Annotated in this window: 24 protein-coding genes and 2 tRNA genes; 16 read left to right on the top strand and 10 right to left on the bottom strand. The window is 46.8% G+C overall.

Features of this window, described 5'->3' with window-relative positions; translation table 11 throughout:
• Positions 1–8 precede the first annotated feature (8 nt).
• Both feoB and PBN151_RS00235 read right to left on the bottom strand, forming a co-directional pair.
• Positions 9–2,045 carry a ferrous iron transport protein B gene (feoB, locus tag PBN151_RS00240; protein ID WP_072727195.1) on the bottom strand — a complete coding sequence of 679 codons (2,037 nt, stop codon included), beginning with the start codon at positions 2,043–2,045 and terminating at the stop codon, positions 9–11.
• Positions 2,042–2,305 (bottom strand): FeoA family protein, encoded by a 264-nt coding sequence (locus PBN151_RS00235; RefSeq protein WP_083544738.1) that lies wholly within the window; start codon positions 2,303–2,305, stop codon positions 2,042–2,044. The genes feoB and PBN151_RS00235 overlap by 4 nt, the downstream gene beginning before the upstream one ends.
• A gap of 273 nt (positions 2,306–2,578) precedes the next feature.
• Here PBN151_RS00235 and PBN151_RS00230 point away from each other — a divergent pair, with 273 nt between their 5' ends.
• The gene (locus tag PBN151_RS00230) at positions 2,579–3,544 is read left to right on the top strand and encodes an aldolase catalytic domain-containing protein (RefSeq protein ID WP_072727194.1); all 966 of its coding nucleotides are present in this window, start codon (positions 2,579–2,581) and stop codon (positions 3,542–3,544) included.
• Between the two features lie 99 nt (positions 3,545–3,643).
• On the opposite strand, the gene PBN151_RS00225 is transcribed toward PBN151_RS00230, so the two are convergent.
• Positions 3,644–3,904, bottom strand: coding sequence for an HD family phosphohydrolase (locus tag PBN151_RS00225; RefSeq protein ID WP_072727193.1), 261 nt, complete (start codon positions 3,902–3,904; stop codon positions 3,644–3,646).
• Entirely contained in the window at positions 3,904–4,230 is a 327-nt protein-coding gene (locus PBN151_RS00220; protein WP_021254534.1) for a YbjQ family protein, read from the bottom strand. The genes PBN151_RS00225 and PBN151_RS00220 overlap by 1 nt, the downstream gene beginning before the upstream one ends.
• Before the next feature lie 274 nt (positions 4,231–4,504).
• On the opposite strand from PBN151_RS00220, the gene PBN151_RS00215 reads away from it, so the two are divergent.
• The 7 genes from PBN151_RS00215 (at position 4,505) to PBN151_RS00185 (ending at position 8,910) form a co-directional block, all read left to right on the top strand.
• Positions 4,505–5,512 carry a LacI family DNA-binding transcriptional regulator gene (locus PBN151_RS00215; RefSeq protein ID WP_072727192.1) on the top strand — a complete coding sequence of 336 codons (1,008 nt, stop codon included), beginning with the start codon at positions 4,505–4,507 and terminating at the stop codon, positions 5,510–5,512.
• Between the two features lie 122 nt (positions 5,513–5,634).
• Positions 5,635–6,453, top strand: a complete 819-nt coding sequence (locus PBN151_RS00210) for a sensor histidine kinase (RefSeq protein WP_072727191.1) — start codon at positions 5,635–5,637, stop codon at positions 6,451–6,453.
• A gap of 47 nt (positions 6,454–6,500) precedes the next feature.
• A complete protein-coding gene (locus tag PBN151_RS00205; protein WP_072727696.1) occupies positions 6,501–7,157 on the top strand; it encodes a response regulator in 657 nt (218 codons plus the stop codon).
• 123 nt (positions 7,158–7,280) lie between these two features.
• A tRNA-Pro gene (locus PBN151_RS00200) sits at positions 7,281–7,357 on the top strand.
• A 48-nt stretch (positions 7,358–7,405) separates the two neighbouring features.
• Positions 7,406–7,479, top strand: a tRNA-Gly gene (locus tag PBN151_RS00195).
• Between the two features lie 400 nt (positions 7,480–7,879).
• Entirely contained in the window at positions 7,880–8,125 is a 246-nt protein-coding gene (locus PBN151_RS00190; RefSeq protein ID WP_072727190.1) for a hypothetical protein, read from the top strand.
• Positions 8,126–8,289: 164 nt separating this feature from the next.
• Positions 8,290–8,910 (top strand): hypothetical protein, encoded by a 621-nt coding sequence (locus PBN151_RS00185; protein ID WP_072727189.1) that lies wholly within the window; start codon positions 8,290–8,292, stop codon positions 8,908–8,910.
• 291 nt (positions 8,911–9,201) lie between these two features.
• Here the strand turns inward: PBN151_RS00185 and PBN151_RS32465 are convergent, their stop codons facing one another.
• The 5 genes from PBN151_RS32465 to PBN151_RS00165 all read right to left on the bottom strand — a co-directional run bounded on the left by PBN151_RS32465 (position 9,202) and on the right by PBN151_RS00165 (position 11,884).
• Positions 9,202–9,279 (bottom strand): putative holin-like toxin, encoded by a 78-nt coding sequence (locus PBN151_RS32465; RefSeq protein ID WP_227774339.1) that lies wholly within the window; start codon positions 9,277–9,279, stop codon positions 9,202–9,204.
• Positions 9,280–9,519: 240 nt separating this feature from the next.
• Entirely contained in the window at positions 9,520–9,759 is a 240-nt protein-coding gene (locus PBN151_RS00180; RefSeq protein ID WP_083544736.1) for a DUF4318 domain-containing protein, read from the bottom strand.
• Positions 9,760–9,922: 163 nt separating this feature from the next.
• Positions 9,923–10,873, bottom strand: a complete 951-nt coding sequence (locus PBN151_RS00175; protein ID WP_072727188.1) for a GDP-mannose 4,6-dehydratase — start codon at positions 10,871–10,873, stop codon at positions 9,923–9,925.
• A gap of 102 nt (positions 10,874–10,975) precedes the next feature.
• Positions 10,976–11,410 carry an ImmA/IrrE family metallo-endopeptidase gene (locus tag PBN151_RS00170; RefSeq protein WP_072727187.1) on the bottom strand — a complete coding sequence of 145 codons (435 nt, stop codon included), beginning with the start codon at positions 11,408–11,410 and terminating at the stop codon, positions 10,976–10,978.
• A gap of 39 nt (positions 11,411–11,449) precedes the next feature.
• A complete protein-coding gene (locus PBN151_RS00165; protein WP_072727186.1) occupies positions 11,450–11,884 on the bottom strand; it encodes a helix-turn-helix domain-containing protein in 435 nt (144 codons plus the stop codon).
• Positions 11,885–12,156: 272 nt separating this feature from the next.
• Between PBN151_RS00165 and PBN151_RS00160 the strand changes: the two genes are divergently transcribed.
• The 6 genes from PBN151_RS00160 to PBN151_RS00135 all read left to right on the top strand — a co-directional run bounded on the left by PBN151_RS00160 (position 12,157) and on the right by PBN151_RS00135 (position 15,749).
• The gene (locus PBN151_RS00160; protein ID WP_021254542.1) at positions 12,157–12,579 is read left to right on the top strand and encodes an ArpU family phage packaging/lysis transcriptional regulator; all 423 of its coding nucleotides are present in this window, start codon (positions 12,157–12,159) and stop codon (positions 12,577–12,579) included.
• Between the two features lie 294 nt (positions 12,580–12,873).
• Entirely contained in the window at positions 12,874–13,296 is a 423-nt protein-coding gene (locus PBN151_RS00155; RefSeq protein WP_227774229.1) for a phage tail terminator family protein, read from the top strand.
• Entirely contained in the window at positions 13,289–13,501 is a 213-nt protein-coding gene (locus PBN151_RS00150; protein ID WP_072727185.1) for a hypothetical protein, read from the top strand. Before PBN151_RS00155 ends, PBN151_RS00150 begins: the two co-directional genes overlap by 8 nt.
• Entirely contained in the window at positions 13,501–14,817 is a 1,317-nt protein-coding gene (locus tag PBN151_RS00145) for a phage tail sheath family protein (protein WP_072727184.1), read from the top strand. Before PBN151_RS00150 ends, PBN151_RS00145 begins: the two co-directional genes overlap by 1 nt.
• A gap of 1 nt (position 14,818) precedes the next feature.
• Positions 14,819–15,280 (top strand): phage tail tube protein, encoded by a 462-nt coding sequence (locus PBN151_RS00140; protein ID WP_072727183.1) that lies wholly within the window; start codon positions 14,819–14,821, stop codon positions 15,278–15,280.
• Positions 15,281–15,326: 46 nt separating this feature from the next.
• The gene (locus PBN151_RS00135; RefSeq protein ID WP_021262028.1) at positions 15,327–15,749 is read left to right on the top strand and encodes a phage tail assembly chaperone; all 423 of its coding nucleotides are present in this window, start codon (positions 15,327–15,329) and stop codon (positions 15,747–15,749) included.
• Here the strand turns inward: PBN151_RS00135 and PBN151_RS00130 are convergent.
• Positions 15,746–15,952 carry a hypothetical protein gene (locus PBN151_RS00130; RefSeq protein ID WP_072727182.1) on the bottom strand — a complete coding sequence of 69 codons (207 nt, stop codon included), beginning with the start codon at positions 15,950–15,952 and terminating at the stop codon, positions 15,746–15,748. The genes PBN151_RS00135 and PBN151_RS00130 overlap by 4 nt on opposite strands.
• Before the next feature lie 110 nt (positions 15,953–16,062).
• On the opposite strand from PBN151_RS00130, the gene PBN151_RS00125 reads away from it, so the two are divergent.
• Together PBN151_RS00125 and PBN151_RS00120 are read left to right on the top strand one after the other, a co-directional pair.
• Complete coding sequence (locus PBN151_RS00125) at positions 16,063–18,393, top strand: phage tail family protein (protein ID WP_072727181.1); 2,331 nt, start codon at positions 16,063–16,065, stop codon at positions 18,391–18,393.
• Positions 18,390–19,073, top strand: a complete 684-nt coding sequence (locus tag PBN151_RS00120; RefSeq protein WP_072727180.1) for a LysM peptidoglycan-binding domain-containing protein — start codon at positions 18,390–18,392, stop codon at positions 19,071–19,073. Before PBN151_RS00125 ends, PBN151_RS00120 begins: the two co-directional genes overlap by 4 nt.
• Positions 19,074–19,086 lie beyond the last annotated feature (13 nt).

The following is a 19,086-nucleotide window of genomic DNA, read 5'->3' as shown; positions in this document are numbered from 1 at the left end:
CACCTGTTCTATGAAAATCCGAGAAGTCTACCGACTCCCGTAATGATGAGTGCGACAACATAGGCGATAAGTAGGGCATAGCCGATGGAGAACCATGTCCAGCGCCATGATGCGGTTTCTTTCTTAATAATGCCCACTGTTGCAAGACAAGGAACATACAGCAGCACGAAGGCACAAAAGGCATACGCGGACAACGGGGTGAATGCCCCTGCGATCTGGGATTCAAGCATAGCCGTGTCTGGTGCGTGATAAATGATATTCATCGTGGACACAACGACTTCCTTGGCAAGAAACCCGGTAATTAAAGAAGCCCCCGCTTGCCATGTGGCGAAGCCGAGCGGAGCGAACAATGGGGCAAGCACGCCGCCAATCATCGCCAGGAAGGAGTCGTCCATCTCAACTCCGAATCCGCCTGGTCCTGCATATGTCATGAGCCAGATGAGCACGGAGCCTCCAAGAATGAAGGTACCTGCTTTGCGTACGAATCCTTTCCCTTTCTCCCATGTGCTGCGGAACAAAGTCTGCCATTGTGGCAGCCGATAAGGTGGCAGCTCAATAACGAAAATGCTCTGCTCCTCCTTCATCATCCGCTTGGTGAACAGCTTGGCCAGCAGCAGGGAGAGTGCAATTCCCATCACATAGAGGGACAGCACGACAAGTGCTTGATGACTCTTAAAAAAGACACCGGCAAACAAGGCATAAACGGACAAGCGGGCAGAGCATGACATCAGTGGAACGAGCAAAGTAGTGACAAGCCGTTCGCGCGGCTGCTCAATCGTACGAGCGGCCATGATGCCAGGAACGTTGCACCCGAAGCCGATGACAAATGGAATGAATGCCTTGCCGTTCAGACCAACGGCTTCCATAAGCCGGTCCATGACGATGGTCACACGAGCCATATATCCCGAATCCTCAATAAAGGAAATGAATAAGAACAGGATGAAGATTTGCGGGACGAATACGAGTACGCCGCCAACACCAGCAATAATCCCTTCTTCGATCAGCGCATGGGTAAATGGTGACACGCCAATCGCATTCAATATGGATGCTGCGCTGTCCGTTACGGGTCCGGAGAAGAAGGCATCCAATGCATCCGACGTTGGAGTTCCAATCCATTCGAATGTCGCCTTGAACATGAGGAACATAATGCCGAGAAAGATCGGAATGCCTAGCCAGCGATTTGTAACAATGGCATCGATGCGCTCCGTCAAGGTTACGGATTTCTCCTTCGTACTGTCAATCGCTTCTGCACAGACCTCACGAATAAAGGCAGTGCGCACCGCACGAATATGCTGTGCCATGTGCAGCGCGATGCCCTGCTGTTGTAGCTGCTGTTCTGCTGCATTGCATATATGCAGGAGCTTATCATTCATCTCCTGATTTAATCCGCTGTGAACCCATTCACGAACGGTATTGTTCTGTTCCAGATACTGCAGCGCAATCCATCTTGAAGGTACCCCATCTTTAGGTGGTAAGTACTCCGACATACGCTGAATAGCGAGTTCCGTAATTTCCCCATAGTCGAGTTGGAACGGATCTCCGTCTTCCCTCGCTGTATCTTGGGCGGGGTGATTGATATGCTGCAAAATATCGTGAATTCCTTGCTTTCGTCTAGCGTTGACGGGAATCAAGGGGGCATGAAGTGCCTTGGACAGCTTCTGCGTATGAATGTGAATGCCGCGGCCCTGTGCCACGTCGTTCATATTCAGCGCAATGTGCACGGGAAGTCCATATTCCAGTAGTTGTATGGTTAAATATAAGTTGCGTTCGAGCTGTGAAGCATCGACAACATTCAAGATCGTATCTGGCCGTTCGTGGAGCAGGTAGCTTACAGCGACGCTCTCGTCACGCGACATCGGCTGCAGCGAGTAGATGCCGGGAAGGTCGATGAGCGTGCCTGAATTGCGATGCAGGTGGCCGACCTTCTTCTCTACCGTTACGCCAGTCCAGTTGCCTACATATTCGTAAGAGCGGGTGAGAGCATTGAATAAGGAAGTCTTACCTGTATTCGGATTGCCTACGAGTGCGGTGGTACAAGTACTCATGCGCCATTCACCCCGATAGAGCGAGCCTCGTTTTGGCGAATGCCGAACAATTGGCCGTTAGCTTCTAGGGTAAGCGGGCCGCCGAACAAGCTGGTACGCTTCAGCTCTACATGGGTTCCTTCTGTAATGCCCAGATCACGCAGGCGATGGCAGACCGATGCATGGACTTTGGACAAATCACAAATACATGCACGCTGGCCAGGCTTCAATTCGCATAAGGAGGCATTTTGTCCGAGCATCTCACAATTAGTTGGGCGCATGTTAATCCTTCTTTCTTCAACATATCAATATCAATCTATGATTAACTCGTTATGTTCTTATTTATAATGATAATCGGTATCAATTGGATTTACATTGAATGTAGCACAATGGAAGAAAAATTACATGTGATTTTTTTCATAGAAAAAGGATTAAATTGTAGATAATTTATCGAAATCTATGAAAACGACACGAAAATGAAGCTTTTTTGCTTTGCTTTATGAGTTTGTTTCCATTAGAATGGAGAGAAAACATTTGGCAAAGGAGATAGCGGAATGAAAACGAATCACTGCAAAATTGTCGACTGCACAATTCGCGATGGTGGTCTAGTAAACAATTGGGACTTCAGCGTCGAGTTCGTGCAAAGCTTATACGCATCATTGAATGATGCTGGCGTCGACTATATGGAAATCGGCTACAAAAATTCGCCTAAACTGCTCAAAGGCGCTGACGAAGCAGGCCCATGGCGATTTTTGAATGACGATTTTTTACGTACTGTCATTCCGCAGAAGGGTACTACGAAGCTATCCGCACTTGTAGATATCGGCCGTGTGGATGAGAACGACATTCTACCGCGCAATGAGAGTATGTTGGACTTGATCCGGGTTGCTTGCTACATCAAGGATGTGGACAAGGCGCTGGATTTGGTACGTACGTTCCATGATCGCGGATATGAAACAACGATCAATATTATGGCGCTGTCAAATGTGATGGAGAATGATCTTATCGAAGCATTTTCGATGATCAAAGAGAGTGTCGTTGATGTGGTATACGTCGTAGATTCCTACGGCAGCCTTGATCATAATGATATTCATTTCCTCGTGAATAAATTTAAAGAGCATTTGCCGAACAAGCGAATCGGTGTTCATACCCATAATAATATGCAGCTTGCTTTCTCGAATACGCTTGTTGCTGCAGAGCTTGGGGTTGAAATGCTGGATGCTTCCATATACGGGATGGGGCGTGGAGCGGGCAACTGTCCGACAGAAGCTCTACTGACTCATTTGAAGAACAGCAAATACCAGCTTCGATCTGTGCTTGGCTTCCTTGAGAAATACATGATTCCGATGCGTGATAAGTGGGAATGGGGTTACCTGATTCCATACTTGATTACAGGTACGCTTGATGAACATCCTCGTTCCGCCATGGCGCTGCTTGCTTCTGATGATCGGGACAAATACTTGGACTTCTATGATCAAATGACGACACCTGAAGTATCGATTCATAAGAAAAATTCGTAAAGGAATGTGAAAGCTCCTTCACGATAAGAACATACAAAGACCGCTCCAGCTATGGCTGAGCGGTCTTTCTTAGGTTAGAAATAAAATATGAATAGGCTACTACTGCATGCGAACGTACTTGCGTTCGCCTGTCTTCGGGTTGTAATACACTTGATATTTCAAGCCATCCCTCGGATCGATAAAGATCTCTTTCGTCGGCGTAAAATCGCCTGAGACCCCAATGGCATCCAATGGATTATCGTACTGCTTATAGCGTTTGTCGAAATATTTTTTGCCGATCACGATCAGGATGACAAGGCCGATCAAGGGCAGGCCGTACACCACAAGAGCGATTTTGAAGAAATGTACAACCTCATCCATTAGGAATGCACCGCTCTCAACTTAACAACCGTTCCGTAAGCTACAATTTCACTCATATTCTGGCCGACATCGCCGCTATCGAAGCGCATCATGATGATTCCGTCTCCACCCATTGCGTGCGCATTCTCGATCATGCGATCCATTGCTTGTCGGCGAGCATCCTCGATCATTTGAGTGTACTGCTTGACTTCACCGCCCACGAGACCTTTCAAAGATGCCATAATGTCCCCGCCGATACCGCGTGCTCGAACAACTACGCCAAATGCCGTTCCCAATACTTCGGATACCTCATAATTTGCAATGCGTTCGGTCGTTACTACGATCATGAATGCCAGCTCCTTTTGAACACTTATCTAGAGTTGAAGGGGATTATCAATCCCTTTTAGTATTATTCATACGGGGATTTTCTTTATTCGTTTCATAAAGAAGTTCAATCCGTAAGAAGAAGGGCCGTTCCTAGCTAAAGATTTACTAAAAAAGGCGTGAAATGGCGGATATCACAGGAGTTTTAATGGAATAACGCTTTAAAGTTAGTTATGATGGTTACATAGAGATTTGTGCCTTTCCATATCTAATGATCGATCATGAGGGGAGAAGGATATGAAGGTCAGTATATTTGATGTGGCTAAGAAATCAGGTTTATCTGTAGTGACGGTATCCCGTGTCCTAAATAACGCGAAGACGGTTCGAGAGAAGAATCGGGTCAAGGTTCTTCAAGCGATGAAGGAGCTGGATTACCACCCGAACGCAGCAGCTCGAAGCCTTGCGAAGGGGAAAACAGGTGTCATAGGGATGATTGTCACTACCTTGCAGGATTCATTTCTGGATAGTATCGTGCAATCGGTGTACTCACTGTTAAAGGATCATGGTTATTACTTAGCACTATCGGTTGCATCAGAGCCGATGGAACAAGGGGTGGGTACGGACTTAATCCAAGAGGATCGCGTGGATGGAATGCTGATTCTATCTGCGGTACATGAGGAACCTTACGTGGTAGAACTAAAAAAACGTAAAATCCCGTTCGTACTTATTGACAATCAGACAATCCAGCCTTCTGTGACCAACGTGAATGTGGATAATTATAAAGGTGGATATGATGCAACGAAGCATCTTATTGATTTGGGACATCGATCGATCGCTCATATTCGTGGGCCGCGGTTCTTCTTAAGTGCACTTGAACGTGAAAGGGGTTTCAGGGATGCAATGAGTGACGCAGGCCTCGAACCTTTTGCAATTGAGGATGGCAAGTTCTGCATTCAATCCGGCTATGATGCTGTACAGCGATGGCTGCATGCAGGTTGTATGCCGACGGCGCTGTTCGCGGCTGATGATTTCACGGCGATTGGCGCCATCAATGCACTCTGGCAGGCTGGTTACAAGGTGCCAGATGATATGTCTGTAATCGGCTATGATGATCAAGTCATCGCCTCCCAACTGCGTCCGCAGTTGACAACGATGCGACAGCCAGCTCACCAAATCGGCAAAGTTGCTGTTGATTTGCTTATAAAGCAGATTAATGGAACGAATAAGCGCAGTATCAGTGCTCGTCTAGAGTCGGAGATCGTGATTCGAGAATCAACGAGCGCACCGAAATTATTGCAATCGTAATATGATGAATAGGTAAGACAGATAGGCGTGCGGTTATGAACTGGTGACCGCATGCTTTTTTCATTACAATAGGAATAGATGCGCATGGATGATACCGAACATAGAATGGAGCGAAAACTATCTTGAAGGATCGTACGATTAAACATCTGATTCTATGGATTCCTACGATTACAATTGGACTATGGGAATATATGCGCCACTCGTTCCTGCTCCCTTACGTTTCCATGGAGGTTGGGAATTGGCTCGCCCCTGCCATTGTTTTTATCGTGTCGGCCACACTGCTGACTCGCTTATTCAAGCTGCTGGATGATACGAATAAGAAGCTGCAGCGTGAGCAGCAGACGAAGGCGGCCTTGGAGGAGCGGAGCAAATTGGCACAAGAGCTGCATGATGGAATTTCACAATCATTGTTCATGCTGTCGGTGAAGATTGATCGGCTGGAGACAGCTTCAACCGAACAGCAGCCAGAGCAGCTGGACAAGCTCCGACAGACGGTTCGTCATGTATATGATGATGTGCGCCTGTCCATCGCTAATTTGCAAACTGTCCCTGAAGAGATGAATGTATGCTGGTCGGATCAACTCGTTACGATGATCGAGGATATTCGAAAGGATACGGATTGGACACTGGACGTGAAGTGGGAGCTGCCTGAAGATCAATTGTCATTGAAAGAGAAAATCGCACTGTTGTCGGCTGTCCGCGAGGCGCTGCTGAATGTGCGCAAGCATGCAGAGGCGAAACGAGTATGGATCATAGCGCAGCCTGTGGCTGAAGGATTTGTCTGCGACATTCGGGACGATGGGATCGGATTTGCAGGAGAGCCTTTTGCACAGAAGGGGAAGTATGGATTGAAGATGGTACGCGACCGCACGACCGATATGGGGTGGAGCTTGTCTTTGGAACGAGATGGTGACGTGACGGTAGTGCGTATTGCAAGTTAATGAAGTTGGCGGAAGGAGAGGGAACTAGCGTGAATGCGGAACATGGGATGGAGAAGCAGCATTGTTTTCGGGTGTTAATCGCCGACGATAATGCCCATGCGCGTGAGGGGATGCGGGATATTTTAGCGATTGATCCTGCATTCGTCGTTGTAGGTGAGGCTGTGAATGGAGAAGATGCACTTCGTATGACGGATCAAGTCATGCCGGACTTGATATTGATGGATATTTCCATGCCTGTTATGGACGGATTGGAAGCTACCAAGCGGATCAAAGAGCAGTTCCCCTATGTGAAAATCGTGATGGTGACGGTATCGGATGATATTACTCACTTGTTCGAGGCATTGAAAAAAGGGGCGCAGGGCTATTTGCTCAAAAATTTACAGCCTTCCGCATGGCATGAGTATTTGCGTGCGATTGCCATTGATGAGGCGCCGATGTCGAAGGAACTGGCGTTTCGCTTATTGCAGGAATTTTCTGTGAAGGGCGAGAGCAAGATTCCGTCATCGACCCCGTTAACGACTCGTGAGCGTGAAATTTTGGAGCGTGTAGCGAAGGGGGAATCGAACCGGGTCATTGCGGGACAGTTGTCCCTATCTGAGCATACCGTGAAGAATCATCTAAAAAACATTATGCAGAAGCTGCATTTGGAGAATCGTGTGCAGCTTACGCGATATGCATTGAAGCACGGCATTGTAGATAATTAGAACCCTATGATGATGGATCATTGATCGAAAATAATTATGATTCCGAAGGTGAAAACGTATTGCGCAACAGAATGGGCTGTGCTATATTAATTCTTGTCACTTGATGTGACGTGCAATATATGTCGGGACGTAGCTCAGCTTGGTAGAGCACCTGGTTTGGGACCAGGGGGTCGCATGTTCAAATCGTGTCGTCCCGACCATCTTATTACACTCCTATCAGGTATTCTGGAACGAGTGTTTTTTTATATGCGGGTGTAGTTCAATGGTAGAACAGCGGCTTCCCAAGCCGCCGGCGTGGGTTCGATTCCCATCACCCGCTCCATAACAAATGAAATGCGCCGAAGGGCGCTTTTTTTGTTATGGAGCGTAGAAAGGATGGGAAGCGAACCCCAAGGGTTCGACCGTCCGTAAAGACATCGAGGAAATACAGGAGTAGGACGAGCGTCAACATGAACAATAAACCATTGGAGCCGGAAGGCTCCATTTTTCAATCAGACATGTTGAGTACCGCGCTGCAATGCTACTGTGAAATACGAATCAGCGCGAGCGTCCGGCATAAACGAGAGCCACCACGGAAGTGTGGCAGAAGTAGCCGGAGTATTCCCATCACCCGCTCCAAATTAAAAAAAGTGCGCCGAGAGGCGCTTTTTTATTTGGACCGGAAAGTTGGATGGGGAGCGAACCCCAGGGTTCGACCGTCCGTAAAGACATCGAGGAGATACATGAGTAGGACGAGCGTCAACATGAACAATAAACCACTGGAGCCGGAAGGCTCCATTTTTCAATCAGACATGTTGAGTACCGCGCTGCAATGCTACTGTGAAATACGAGTCAGCGCGAGCGTCCGGCATAAACGAGAGCCACAAATAAGTGTGGCGGAAGTAGCCGGAGTATTCCCATCACCCGCTCCAAATGAAAAAAGTGCGCCGCAAGGCGCTTTTTTTATTTGGAACGGAAAAGTAATCTGAAAGGATGCGCGAGCGAACGTTGTCCAACTATAAGACTCATTTGGGGTACCCCTTTTCAATGTCACTGAATTCTAATATGATTGGAAATTTAAGAAACGTATAGTGTCTATTCATTTTTAATTTATTTTATCCGAATAAACACTATGGAAGGAGGGGATAAAAAGTTGAGAATTGCTTTAGCGATATTCTCGGTGCTTGTTAGTATTGGTCTTGGACCGATTAGCTGTGCTTTAGTCATAAATATTTTAATTAGTTTCGGAAAGCGCCCATTTGTAGTCTATAATCCAGGCCCCAGAGGAGTACAATGTTTTTTATTATTGATTATTATCAGTGCATATAGTGTATATTTGTTTCTTTTAAACAGGAACAAGAAGAACTATTATCTAGTTATGACTGCTCTCTGCAGTTTCTTATTCTCATTTATTGTAACCCCAGTAATTATTACATACTCTGGGGACATACATGATTTCTTTGTAACACCCACTCACAGAACGCAGATGTCTATACAGAATGAGATTCAAAAAATTATTCAAGAAAACGATTTACCATATACATTAGGTTCGAGAGAAAGTGAAAAACAAACAACAGATGGTGTTATTGTAATTATTTTGAGAAAAAATAATAGCGATAAAATTCAACAAAAAGAAGTTGAGTTAATTATTAATAATAGTCCACGTAGAAAGCTTTTTTTCGTCTTTTATGACCAAAATCAAAATGAATCTGTTTCGGTAGCTCGTGACAAAGATGAAATTTTTGATTGTAATCCAATTGAGTTTTGTAAGTGAAACGAACAAAAGGGTGCGAGTGTTCGACAGACAACCGAGAGTTACCTCGGAAGTGTGGCAGAAGCGACCGGAGTATTCCCATCGCCCGCTACAATACAAAAGAATTGTGACAAAAGGCACTTTATTTGCTCTGGAGTGAAAGGAGCATCATAAGAGCGCTTGAGGAATAAATTGTAATATGCTAATATAACAGGGGATCGTGCTGGAACACGATCCCCGTGACAACTACCGCTATAAGAGCGGGGGCGTTTAGGTAGGAAGTAACCTGCGGCTTGGAAAGAGGCGGACGGGTTACTTCTTTTTATGGAAGGACAGCATCAGGATAACAAATGTTCCGAATGACAGCATTAATGTCAATGCCTCATACATTGTCACGGCACTCACCTCCTCGAAAGAAAATGATGGACCTTCTTTCTCTGAAGATGGCGCCTCCTGCCCTTAAACCGTTTTCGTTGTCCTAGTGATTATACCATATTTTACTATATGAAAAGAGTCTGTTAGAGGCTCTTTTTCTTTTTTTACTAATTGTAATTACTAACCAAAAGCGGCGATCTCGGATAAAAAGAGGCTCGCCGCAATTTCAACGCTCTATGTACGTATTTCTTGTATTTATACTTCTTTGAAATGAAGGACGAAACCGGGTCTTCCGGCATTCTCGACATGGCATTTATACACGACATCATCAATTGAAATAACGGCAGGTCGATCATATTCAATAAACTTGTAGTTAACCTTCTCTTGTACGCAATAACGCTCAATTTCATCTAAAAACTGCTGCTTGTTTTGTGGAAGTTGGTCGAGCTCAACCGAAAAGCCTTTCTTCATTAGCTTCTTCCAAACATTCTTCATGATGCTTGTCCTCCTCTGCATAAATAAATAGATGATTCCTTTCCTTATCCTCTATTCTACCATATTCATCCGTTCCATATGGATCGAAGAGAAAGAATATGCGACCGACCTCAGTGGACGGAAGAAGCGGTCGCATCGGCTTAGGCGGGGGCTTGCAGCTAGTCTATACGCGCTCGCGCCAGTAGTTCAGCAAGTCTTCGAGGGTATGATCAAGAGGGATTTCTGGCTTCCAGCCTGTATGTTCTGTGAATTTCGAATGATCGCCAAGCAGAATTTCGACGTCGGATGGACGCATGCGGCTTGGATCTGGCACAATGTCGATCGTAATATCCGATTTAGCCAGCAGCATATCGAGCATTTCTCGAATTGTTACGCAGGAGCCGGATGCAATATTATAGCAGTCTCCAGCTTCGGCCCGCTCCAGCGCGAGCCAATAAGCGCGGACAATATCGCGCACGTCGGTAAAATCGCGCTTCGCTTCCAAATTGCCGACATGGACAGTAGGCGGACGAACGCCCTTCTCAATTTCGGCAATCTGCTTCGCGAAGTTGGACGTAACGAACTGTTCACCACGGCGTGGACCCGTATGGTTGAAGGTTCTCGTCCGGATGACATGGAGGCCGTAGCTCTTATGATATTGATACCCAAGGTAGTCTTGAGCTGCTTTGCTCACTGCATATGGACTTAACGGACGGAGGGGGTTTTCTTCACGTATCGGAGTTTCGTGCGGTTCTACATGACCGTATTCCTCACTGGAGCAGGCAATTTGAATTTTACAATCCAGATCAACGCGTCTTACCGCTTCGAAGATATTCAATTGACCCGCAACGTTGTTGTAGATTGTATCTGCTGGCGAGTTCCAGGAGGTAGGGACGAAGCTCTGAGCGGCCAAATGAAAAATAAGGTCCGGCTTCTCATTTGTAATGAGCGTTTCTACAGAGAATGCATCGCGGAGCTCACATTCTGCCAGATGAATATCGGGCAGAATGTGGCGAATGTGTTCTAGGCGGCTGCGATTGCGAATCGTGCCGATTACCTCTACATTTTTGTCCAGCAAAAATTCCGCCATATGACTTCCTACGAATCCGGAGATCCCGGTGACAAGTGCCTTCATGTAACTGATCTCACCTCTCAGGTTGATAACATACACCCATAGTTCGGCATTACCCTATACTATGTGGAGTAGGCTGAAAATGGTGACGGCATTCGTACCGATTTATTCTTGCTCCGACTCTGTAGGAAGGAACCTAGCTAGTTCAGCTGGGATATCATTGCGCGCACAGTACATTTCCCGGGTTTCCCCAAGTAAGCACTCTTGATCATGCAGCAGCAGAAGAAGAGCGAACTGATTGGCTTGGCGCTCGAACTTGCCAACATGGAACAACGTATGCTGTTCGGTAAAGAAATGCCCGATGCCTTTATGTAGTCTGTCATGGGCGAGCTCGTGAGCACACACGAATCGCTGCCATTCGAACGGCAATTCCGAATTAATGACAATATAGCGGCGCCGGAGCTTATGGAAATAGAGGCCGCGCGTTGACTTCCCAAGATCAGCTGTTCTAACTTGAATGTTCAAATATTGCGCAAGCTGAAAAGGGCAGTTCGTTTTATATTTTCGAATTAATGATCGTACAATCTTCTCTACATCCATGAGATGCACCTCGCGGATAGGTTAGTCATTGAGCTATGTTCAGCCCCGGGGCTTGCGCTTATTGCGCTTCTTCGCATCCCAGAACAAGGCCTCCAACACTTGAAGCACCCGTTCACGGTCTTCCTCCTCGATGGGAACGCCATCGAACATAATTTCTGAATCTTCCTCCAGCAACTGCCGGAAATCCTTCTTGTCTTTCCATGTGGCCCACTCAGGAATAGAATCAGATGAAGAAGTTAAGGCCAGCGGCATCGGATTGTCGATACGACCTAGCAAGTAATCGCTTGATGTATGCAGCAGATCGGCTAGTCTGCCAATGATATCGCTCGGCGGCGTCGTGCGTCCCGCTTCATAATTGGCTACATTGGCACGCTTCATATCGAGCGCGTAGGCAACATCGTCTTGCGATAAGCCTTGCTTGAGCCGCAGCTCCTTAATACGGGAACCTACAAGTTCTTTGTTCGTTACGGACATGGCTACCACCCTTATTTTACATATGTTCATAAATTCAAGATTGACGTTCATTTTATGAGCATGGTATGCTTGCAGTGTATCACACAGGAACAGGTGTTCGCAATAATTATCGGTGAGTTGTTTAGAATGAACAGCATCATTCTATAATGTTGTTTTACACAACACAAGGCCAAGTTTATCAGGACATTTCTTTTTTTATTTTACGTTATTTTAAACAACTATATTTCATAATTGTGTTATTACTAATAACTTTCACATGAGGAGCGATGAGGATGTTGGCAACGGTGAATCGGTCGGCTACGCGAAAAATGGTGGAGCAGTATTTATCTATGGCTCGTTTATACAAAAGAACAGGCATCGTACGAAGAGAGATGAAAATGACGACTTCCTATGAACCAAGATTCCACGGTGCGACGAATCAGGTAGGCAAGCCAGTAGAAGAGATTGCCCTGCACAATGTGGATAAGGAAGCATATATGAAAATGGTGCACGACAATGTCATGAAGGCGGTCGCACATCTAGGCGACATGGAGCGCGAACTAATAGAGAACTGTTATCTCAATCCACATGTACAGAAGCCAGATTATCTGCTCTGCTTTGACTTGAATGTAAGTGAGCGTACATTTCGCAGAATCAAAGCACGGGCAATTACCGAGCTGGCATTTATGCTTGGAATCGAAGTGTTCGAAGATTGATGTAAGTCGTGGTTCATAATTCTTTGCTCTGCGCGTTAATCAAGAATACTGAGTAAGTCAGAAACAGAATGCTCGTATCGAGCAAGGACAAGGACTCAGATGTATTGCATGATGAGATCGCAGTGACCTCCCGCTGGCCGGATGCTGGCACACTGGTGGACGGGACAAGGTGCTAAGATGATAGTGTGAGGTTGTGGGCATGGGGGCAGGACAACCTTGCAGGGAGGAAGGGAGAACCGTTTGCGGCGAAGCTGTATAACGGTTTTTTTGTACCGCAGGACAGGAGGTGAAGGCTTGCGAAGCAGCGAGATTCGGCAGGGGGTGCTGAGTCGGGTGCGGGAACGTTACCCAGACATCCCGGTGTTGGAGTCAGAAGAACGAACGAATGAGTTAGCGCCCTGCTTGGTCGTAAAGCTCGTTCGAGGGGAACGGACTCGTGCAGGCGAAGGCCGTTATCAAGCGCGAGCAGCCATCGAGGTCGAGTATTATCCCGAGGCAAAGGCTGCTTCCGTTCATGATGTTGCGGATGCGCTGTATGATGCGCTGGAACTGATTGAAGCAGGCGGCAGCTTATGCAGGGGGACAGGCTGGAAGCATGAGATCGTGGAACGCAAGCTGCGGTTCCAAGTGCAGTATGAGTACATGCTGACACGTTCTCGAGAGGAAATGAGCAAGATGAATGCCATGAAGCAGGAGGGACGCATTCGAGATGTCTAATGCAAACAAGCAGGACAAGCGTAATGTGGAACATGCCGAGGCTGCGGGCGAATTCGCTTTTGCGAAGGAGCAGTGGCTGGAAGCGAAATGCTGGAGTGCAGGCGAGCGAGACATGCTGCATGCGCTTCTGGCGGGCAATGAGCAGTACACGAAGGCGCAGATCGATGCGCTGCTACACCAATTTCAAATTCAGGAGGTAAAGTAATGGCTGGAGGAACATGGACGACGCAGAACAAGGTAAGACCAGGCGTATATGTACGCTTTCAAGGAGAGGCTGCTCCATCGGGAGCGGTTGGCGAGCGGGGGATTGTGGCACTGCCGCTGAAGCTGAGCTGGGGACCAGCGAAAAAGGTGCTGGAATTGCATGCAGGGGAGCCGGTATTCGAGAAGCTAGGCTACGAGCTGACGGATGAGGCACTGCTGCTGGTGCGCGAGGCATTCAAGCGCGCGAAGAAGGTGCTGTTGTATCGATTGAATGAAGGTGCGAAGGCGGCTGCAACTCACAAACAATTGAAGGTGAAAGCACGTTTTGGCGGTGTTCGCGGCAATGATATTCAGCTCGTCGTACAGACGAATGTGAATGACAATACGAAGGTAGATGTAATTACGAAGGTTGGCGGACGTACCGTGGACAACCAGACGGTGAATCTGGCTGAACAGCTGATCGCAAATGCGTGGGTTGAATTTGAAGGTACAGGAGCGATTGAAGCAAATGCTGGTCTGCCGCTTACTGGTGGAGATGACGGCAATGTAGTGAATGCGGATCATGTATCTTTCCACGAAGCAATTGCCGTTCATGATTTCCATACGGTTGCGCTTCCTTCCACTGATGCAGCGCTATGTTCCGTTTATGCGATGTTCGTGAAGCGTATGCGTGAAGAAGAAGGCAAGAAGATTCAGGCTGTTATGGCTCAATACCCAACTGCGAATAACGAAGGCGTCATTTCCGTTAAAAATGGTGTGAAGCTCGCAGACGGCACGGTGTTGAATGCGGCTCAAGCAACAGTATGGGTGGCCGCGGCAACAGCAGCGGCAGCGATGAATGAGTCGTTGACGTATTCTGCTTATGAAGATGCGGTCGATGCTGATATTCGAATGACGAATACGCAGGTTGAAGAAGCTCTGCGCAAAGGTGAATTCGTATTCGTGCATCATCTTGGCCATGCAGTGGTAGAGCAGGATATCAATACATTGACGGCCTATACGCCGGACAAGGGGCAGCCGTTCTCCAAAAACCGCGTTATTCGCGTGTTGGACGGCATCGCCAACGATATGAAGCGTATTTTCGAAACGACGTATGTCGGCAAAACGAACAACAATGAAGAAGGACGTCAATTGTTCCGTGCAGAGTGTATTGCGTATTTGGATCAGCTTGAGCGCTTGAATGCAATTCAGCCGTTCGATGCCCAGACGGATGTGCTTGTTGCAAAGGGCGAGGCTTCGGACAGTATCGTCATTCAGTTGAATGTGCAGCCGGTCGATGCAGTAGAGAAAATTTACATGAAAGTGAAGGTGAAGTAAGATGGGTTTCTTACAAGCGAAGGATACGATTTCGGGACGTGAAGGTACAGCTTTTGCACAAATTAATGGTCAAAATGAAGAGATGTTCTATATTAAAACGCTGGAAGCGAAAATAGAAAAACAAAAAGCAGAAATTAAAACACTCGGCAGCCGTGCCACACAGCATAAAACCTCCGGCTGGTCGGGAACAGGCAGCATGACGATTTACTATATGACGCCATTATTCCGCAAGATGATGCTTGATTATATTAAGACTGGCAAGGATACGAACTTTACGATTAATGTGACAAACTCAGATCCTACTTCTTCAGTAGGCACGCAGACGATCATGTTGAAGAACGTGAATCTGAACAGTGTCGTTATGGCGAAGCTGGATACAGAGAGCGATGTTTTGGAAGAAGAATTGGAGTTTACATTTGACGATGTTGATATTTTAAGCAACTTTAATGCGCCTATAGTGTAATTTAAAATAACCTAACTACCATTCAAGATGAGGAGAGCGATTGAAGATGACTACATTAAGCTATTTCTTTGCCCAAAATGCGGAACCAAATACGGAGATGCCATTCATTGTGTCCCCACGCTTCAAAGATGACAAGGGGGAGCCGGTTGCTTGGACGCTTCGCAGTATGAGCGAAGTGGAAAACGAACAGTGCCGCAAGTCTGCAACGAAGCAGGTGAAGGGCAAGGGCGGAGTTGTTACGCCGGAAATCGACTTCAATGAATATACGGCAAAGCTGATTGTGGCAAGCGTTGTGTATCCAGACTTGAAAAATGCAGAGCTTCAGCAATCTTATGGCGTTATGGGGGCGGAGGCGCTCTTGCGGAAGATGCTCCTGCCTGGCGAATATACCGGGCTGCTGCAGCAGGTGCAGACGCTGAACGGCTTCAATCAGGACATGAACGAGCTTGTCAATGACGTAAAAAACTAATTCGCGAGGGCGATGGCGAAGCGAACTATGCCTATTACGCCCTCCATAAGCTTCGCATCCTGCCGCATGAGCTGCTTGCGCTCCCGGTTCGCGAACGCGCAGCCGTCTACGCGATGATCGACATTCGTGTGGAGGAGGAGCGCAAGGCACAGCGCAGTATGCGCAAGAAGCGGTAATGTAGGCTTTGGAACAACCGCGGACATTAGAGCAGCGATTTCACAGTCGGCATGGCAATGGCAGCTCCGCTGGGGCAGCTTGGGTGCAGATGGGGAATCGCTCTCTTCATCTTGCGGACAGGGGGAGGGAAGAGTCGATGGATGAAAAGTCGTTGCAGGCTTTAAAGATAGCGGCAAAGTCAGTTCAGACTTTTGCTAGTGCTTTTGCCAAAGTGAGTACAACGATGAATCAAGCTATGAAGAAATCGGTGGAAGCCATCACTAAGACGTGGCAGAAAACTGCAACTGCGATTAATCAGTCTTGGCAAAAAGCGATGAATGCCATAAATCAGTCTTTAAAAAAGGCATCAAATACGATTGTACAGGCATGGCAAAAAGCAGCTAATGGGATATCTCAAGCATGGCAAAAGACGGCGAATCAAATCTCACAATCATGGCAGCGAACCAGTAACGGCATCAATAAGTCATGGCAGAAAACGGGTTCCAGCATGAATCAGATATGGCAGCGTGCAAATTCAGGTATAAACCGCGGATGGAAGCAGGCAGGGAACAACATCAATAGAGCGTGGCAGCAAGCTAACAATGGCATCCATAAAGGATGGAATCGTGCTACCTCTGGATACAATCGAATTCAGCAGCAGAAAACAAGGCAAGGATCTTCTAATGGAGCATCTCCAACTGAATCATCTACGGAAGATGCTCGTGAGGATAATAAACCCACAAAAGAAAGTAAAAAGGCTGACAGAATTAAAAAGGGAGCGGCCGTTCACGCTGCTGTCCGTGAGAATATTGGGAAATGGTTTGGTGGCCTAGGTTCCAAGATGCTGGGCTTCGGTCAGAATATGGGCGTGGATGCGATTAAGGGGGCAACTGAATCAGAAGATATCAGATCCCGATATAATGCTAAGTACGGAAACCGCCAGGAAGGAACGCAAGTATACGAGGCTCTCAGAGCTCAGGCACTGTTGAGTGGCAAGGATGTATCAAAATCTTTAGAGTCGGGTCTTACACTAACTTCTGTTTCCAAAAACACACAGGACTTAACTCGTATGAATGAAATGGTACAGCGTTTATCAGCTTTTCAAGTAAATGGTGACCCTACAGAAACAGCCAAGTTAATGCAAGAGGCATATTTTGGAAAGAGTGAAGGTTTGATAGAACAATTGAAAATTCCTGTGAGCGAAACAGAACAAGAAAAATTACAGTCTTTTTCAAAAAGCGGGGATTTAAATGGATTTCTGCAAACCTTTGATGCGCTAATGGCAAAAGCCAACATGAGCAAGGCTTCTCTTGAAATGTTGATGGATAGTCCTGCTCGTAAGTGGGAAGAAACAGTTAATCGGTTCAATGGATTGTTGGGCGCAGCTGGAGAGAATGCTGTGCAAATGTTTACCCCAATGCTGGATCTGTTGAATCAAGCATTCCAGACAGGGCAATTTGATAACTTCTTTGCCATACTGAGCGGAGGGTTAGCTATTATTGCACAATTGGCCTCTTGGGTAGTTGAGGGATTCTTATGGTTGGTCGATGTATTTAATAATAATTTGCCGTTAATCTTACCGATACTGGGTGCCATTATTGGCGCTTTGATGATGTACTATACGATAATGACGATTATTGTAGTGGTGACACAAATATCTGCAGCAATGCAGACTCTGTGGAACGCCATTATGGCACTAAATCCGGTTACGATCGTTATCTTGGCTTTAGTTGCTTTGATCGGAGCTTTTCTAGCATTAATTGCTGTTATGGAACCAGTACGCGAAGGGTTTGCTAATGCACTTCGGTCTATGGGCCAAATGGTAGCTGGATTTGTTGCTGGAGCAATACAAGCCTTTACTTGGCTTGTAAATAAGGCATTTGACATGATTAATTTCCTCTTAGAAGGCGTTAACAGGGTCGCTAATGCCATCGGCAGCATTCTTGGAATTAAAGAAAAGCTGGATATAAAGCTGGAGCACATTAAAACTGATGAGTTTCAATCAGACATTAGTGCCACGATTGAAGGGGGCTTTAATGCTGCTGCTGATGGTGTTGAAAATTTCTCTGTCGATAACTTCAAAAAGAAATTCGGAATTGACAACTTAACTAAACTTACGAAGTCGAATAACTCTTACAAACCTGAAAAACTGCCTGAATTGCCGAAGGCACCGGAAACAATGCCTGGCACCACCGGAGGAGTCATGCCGGGATTAAATCCTGGCGCTACAATGAACATCCCGAAAGTAGGCGAAGTCGGCAAAGTAGGCGCTATCGATAATAAAGTCGAAATTACGGACGAAAGCATTGAAATGATGCGCGACTTGGCGGAAATGGATGCCATCCAGAACTTCGTATCTTTGACCCCGACGGTTCAGGTGAACACTGGTGACATCCATCAAGGCTTCGATATGGACACATTAATCAATCGCATCGAGAAAAAGTTGGAGGAAGAATTCGTGTCGACGGCGGAAGGGGTGTACGGATGAGCGGATACCATATCTATTTGAGTTTTAACAATCAAGAGAAGGTTATCGAGCTGCCTGTAAATCCGTCTCAGCTGGAAATCAGCGAAGCGGGGAACTTGCAGTCCTTCGATATTGTCGGTATCGGGGAAGTTGTGAGCATCCATACGCCGAAGCTGGCTGATATTCAATTCAGCAGCATTTTTCCGCTTCATCATGGGCCCTACGTCCATATTTCGCCAGAGAAGCTGCTGCCGCCTAGTGATTATATCATTCAACTGCGTGAATGGATGGAGACGAAGCGTCCGATTCGTTTCGTGCTTACGACGCCGACCTTCCATATGAATCTAGCTATGGCCATTGATAAATTCACTTGGCGTGAAGTTGCTGGCAGTGTTGGGGATTTGGAGTACGACATTTCCTTGAAGCTGTATAAATTTTATGCAGCCAAAAAGGTGAAGCTGGATGGGAAGCTGACAAGTGCGACTAATGTGCCAAAAACGTCGCAGCCGCGTCCGGATGAGCGTAAAGGAACAAGCGAGTATATGACGCAGCCGGGGGATAAGCTGAGTTTGCTTGCCCAAAAGTTTTTCAACGATACCAGAAAGGCAATCGACATTCAAAGACTGAACGGCATCTCAGCAGATGAGGCTCTGCATGAACTGGAACCGAATCGTATTCTGCGACTTCCTCGAAAGCAATGAGACACAGCGACGT

Source organism: Paenibacillus sp. NAIST15-1 (genome assembly GCF_001894745.1).
In the GTDB taxonomy this organism is placed as follows: domain Bacteria; phylum Bacillota; class Bacilli; order Paenibacillales; family Paenibacillaceae; genus Paenibacillus_B; species Paenibacillus_B suaedae.
The sequence above is the reverse complement of the archived record's forward strand: the minus strand, read 5'-3'. Positions and strand labels throughout refer to the sequence as shown.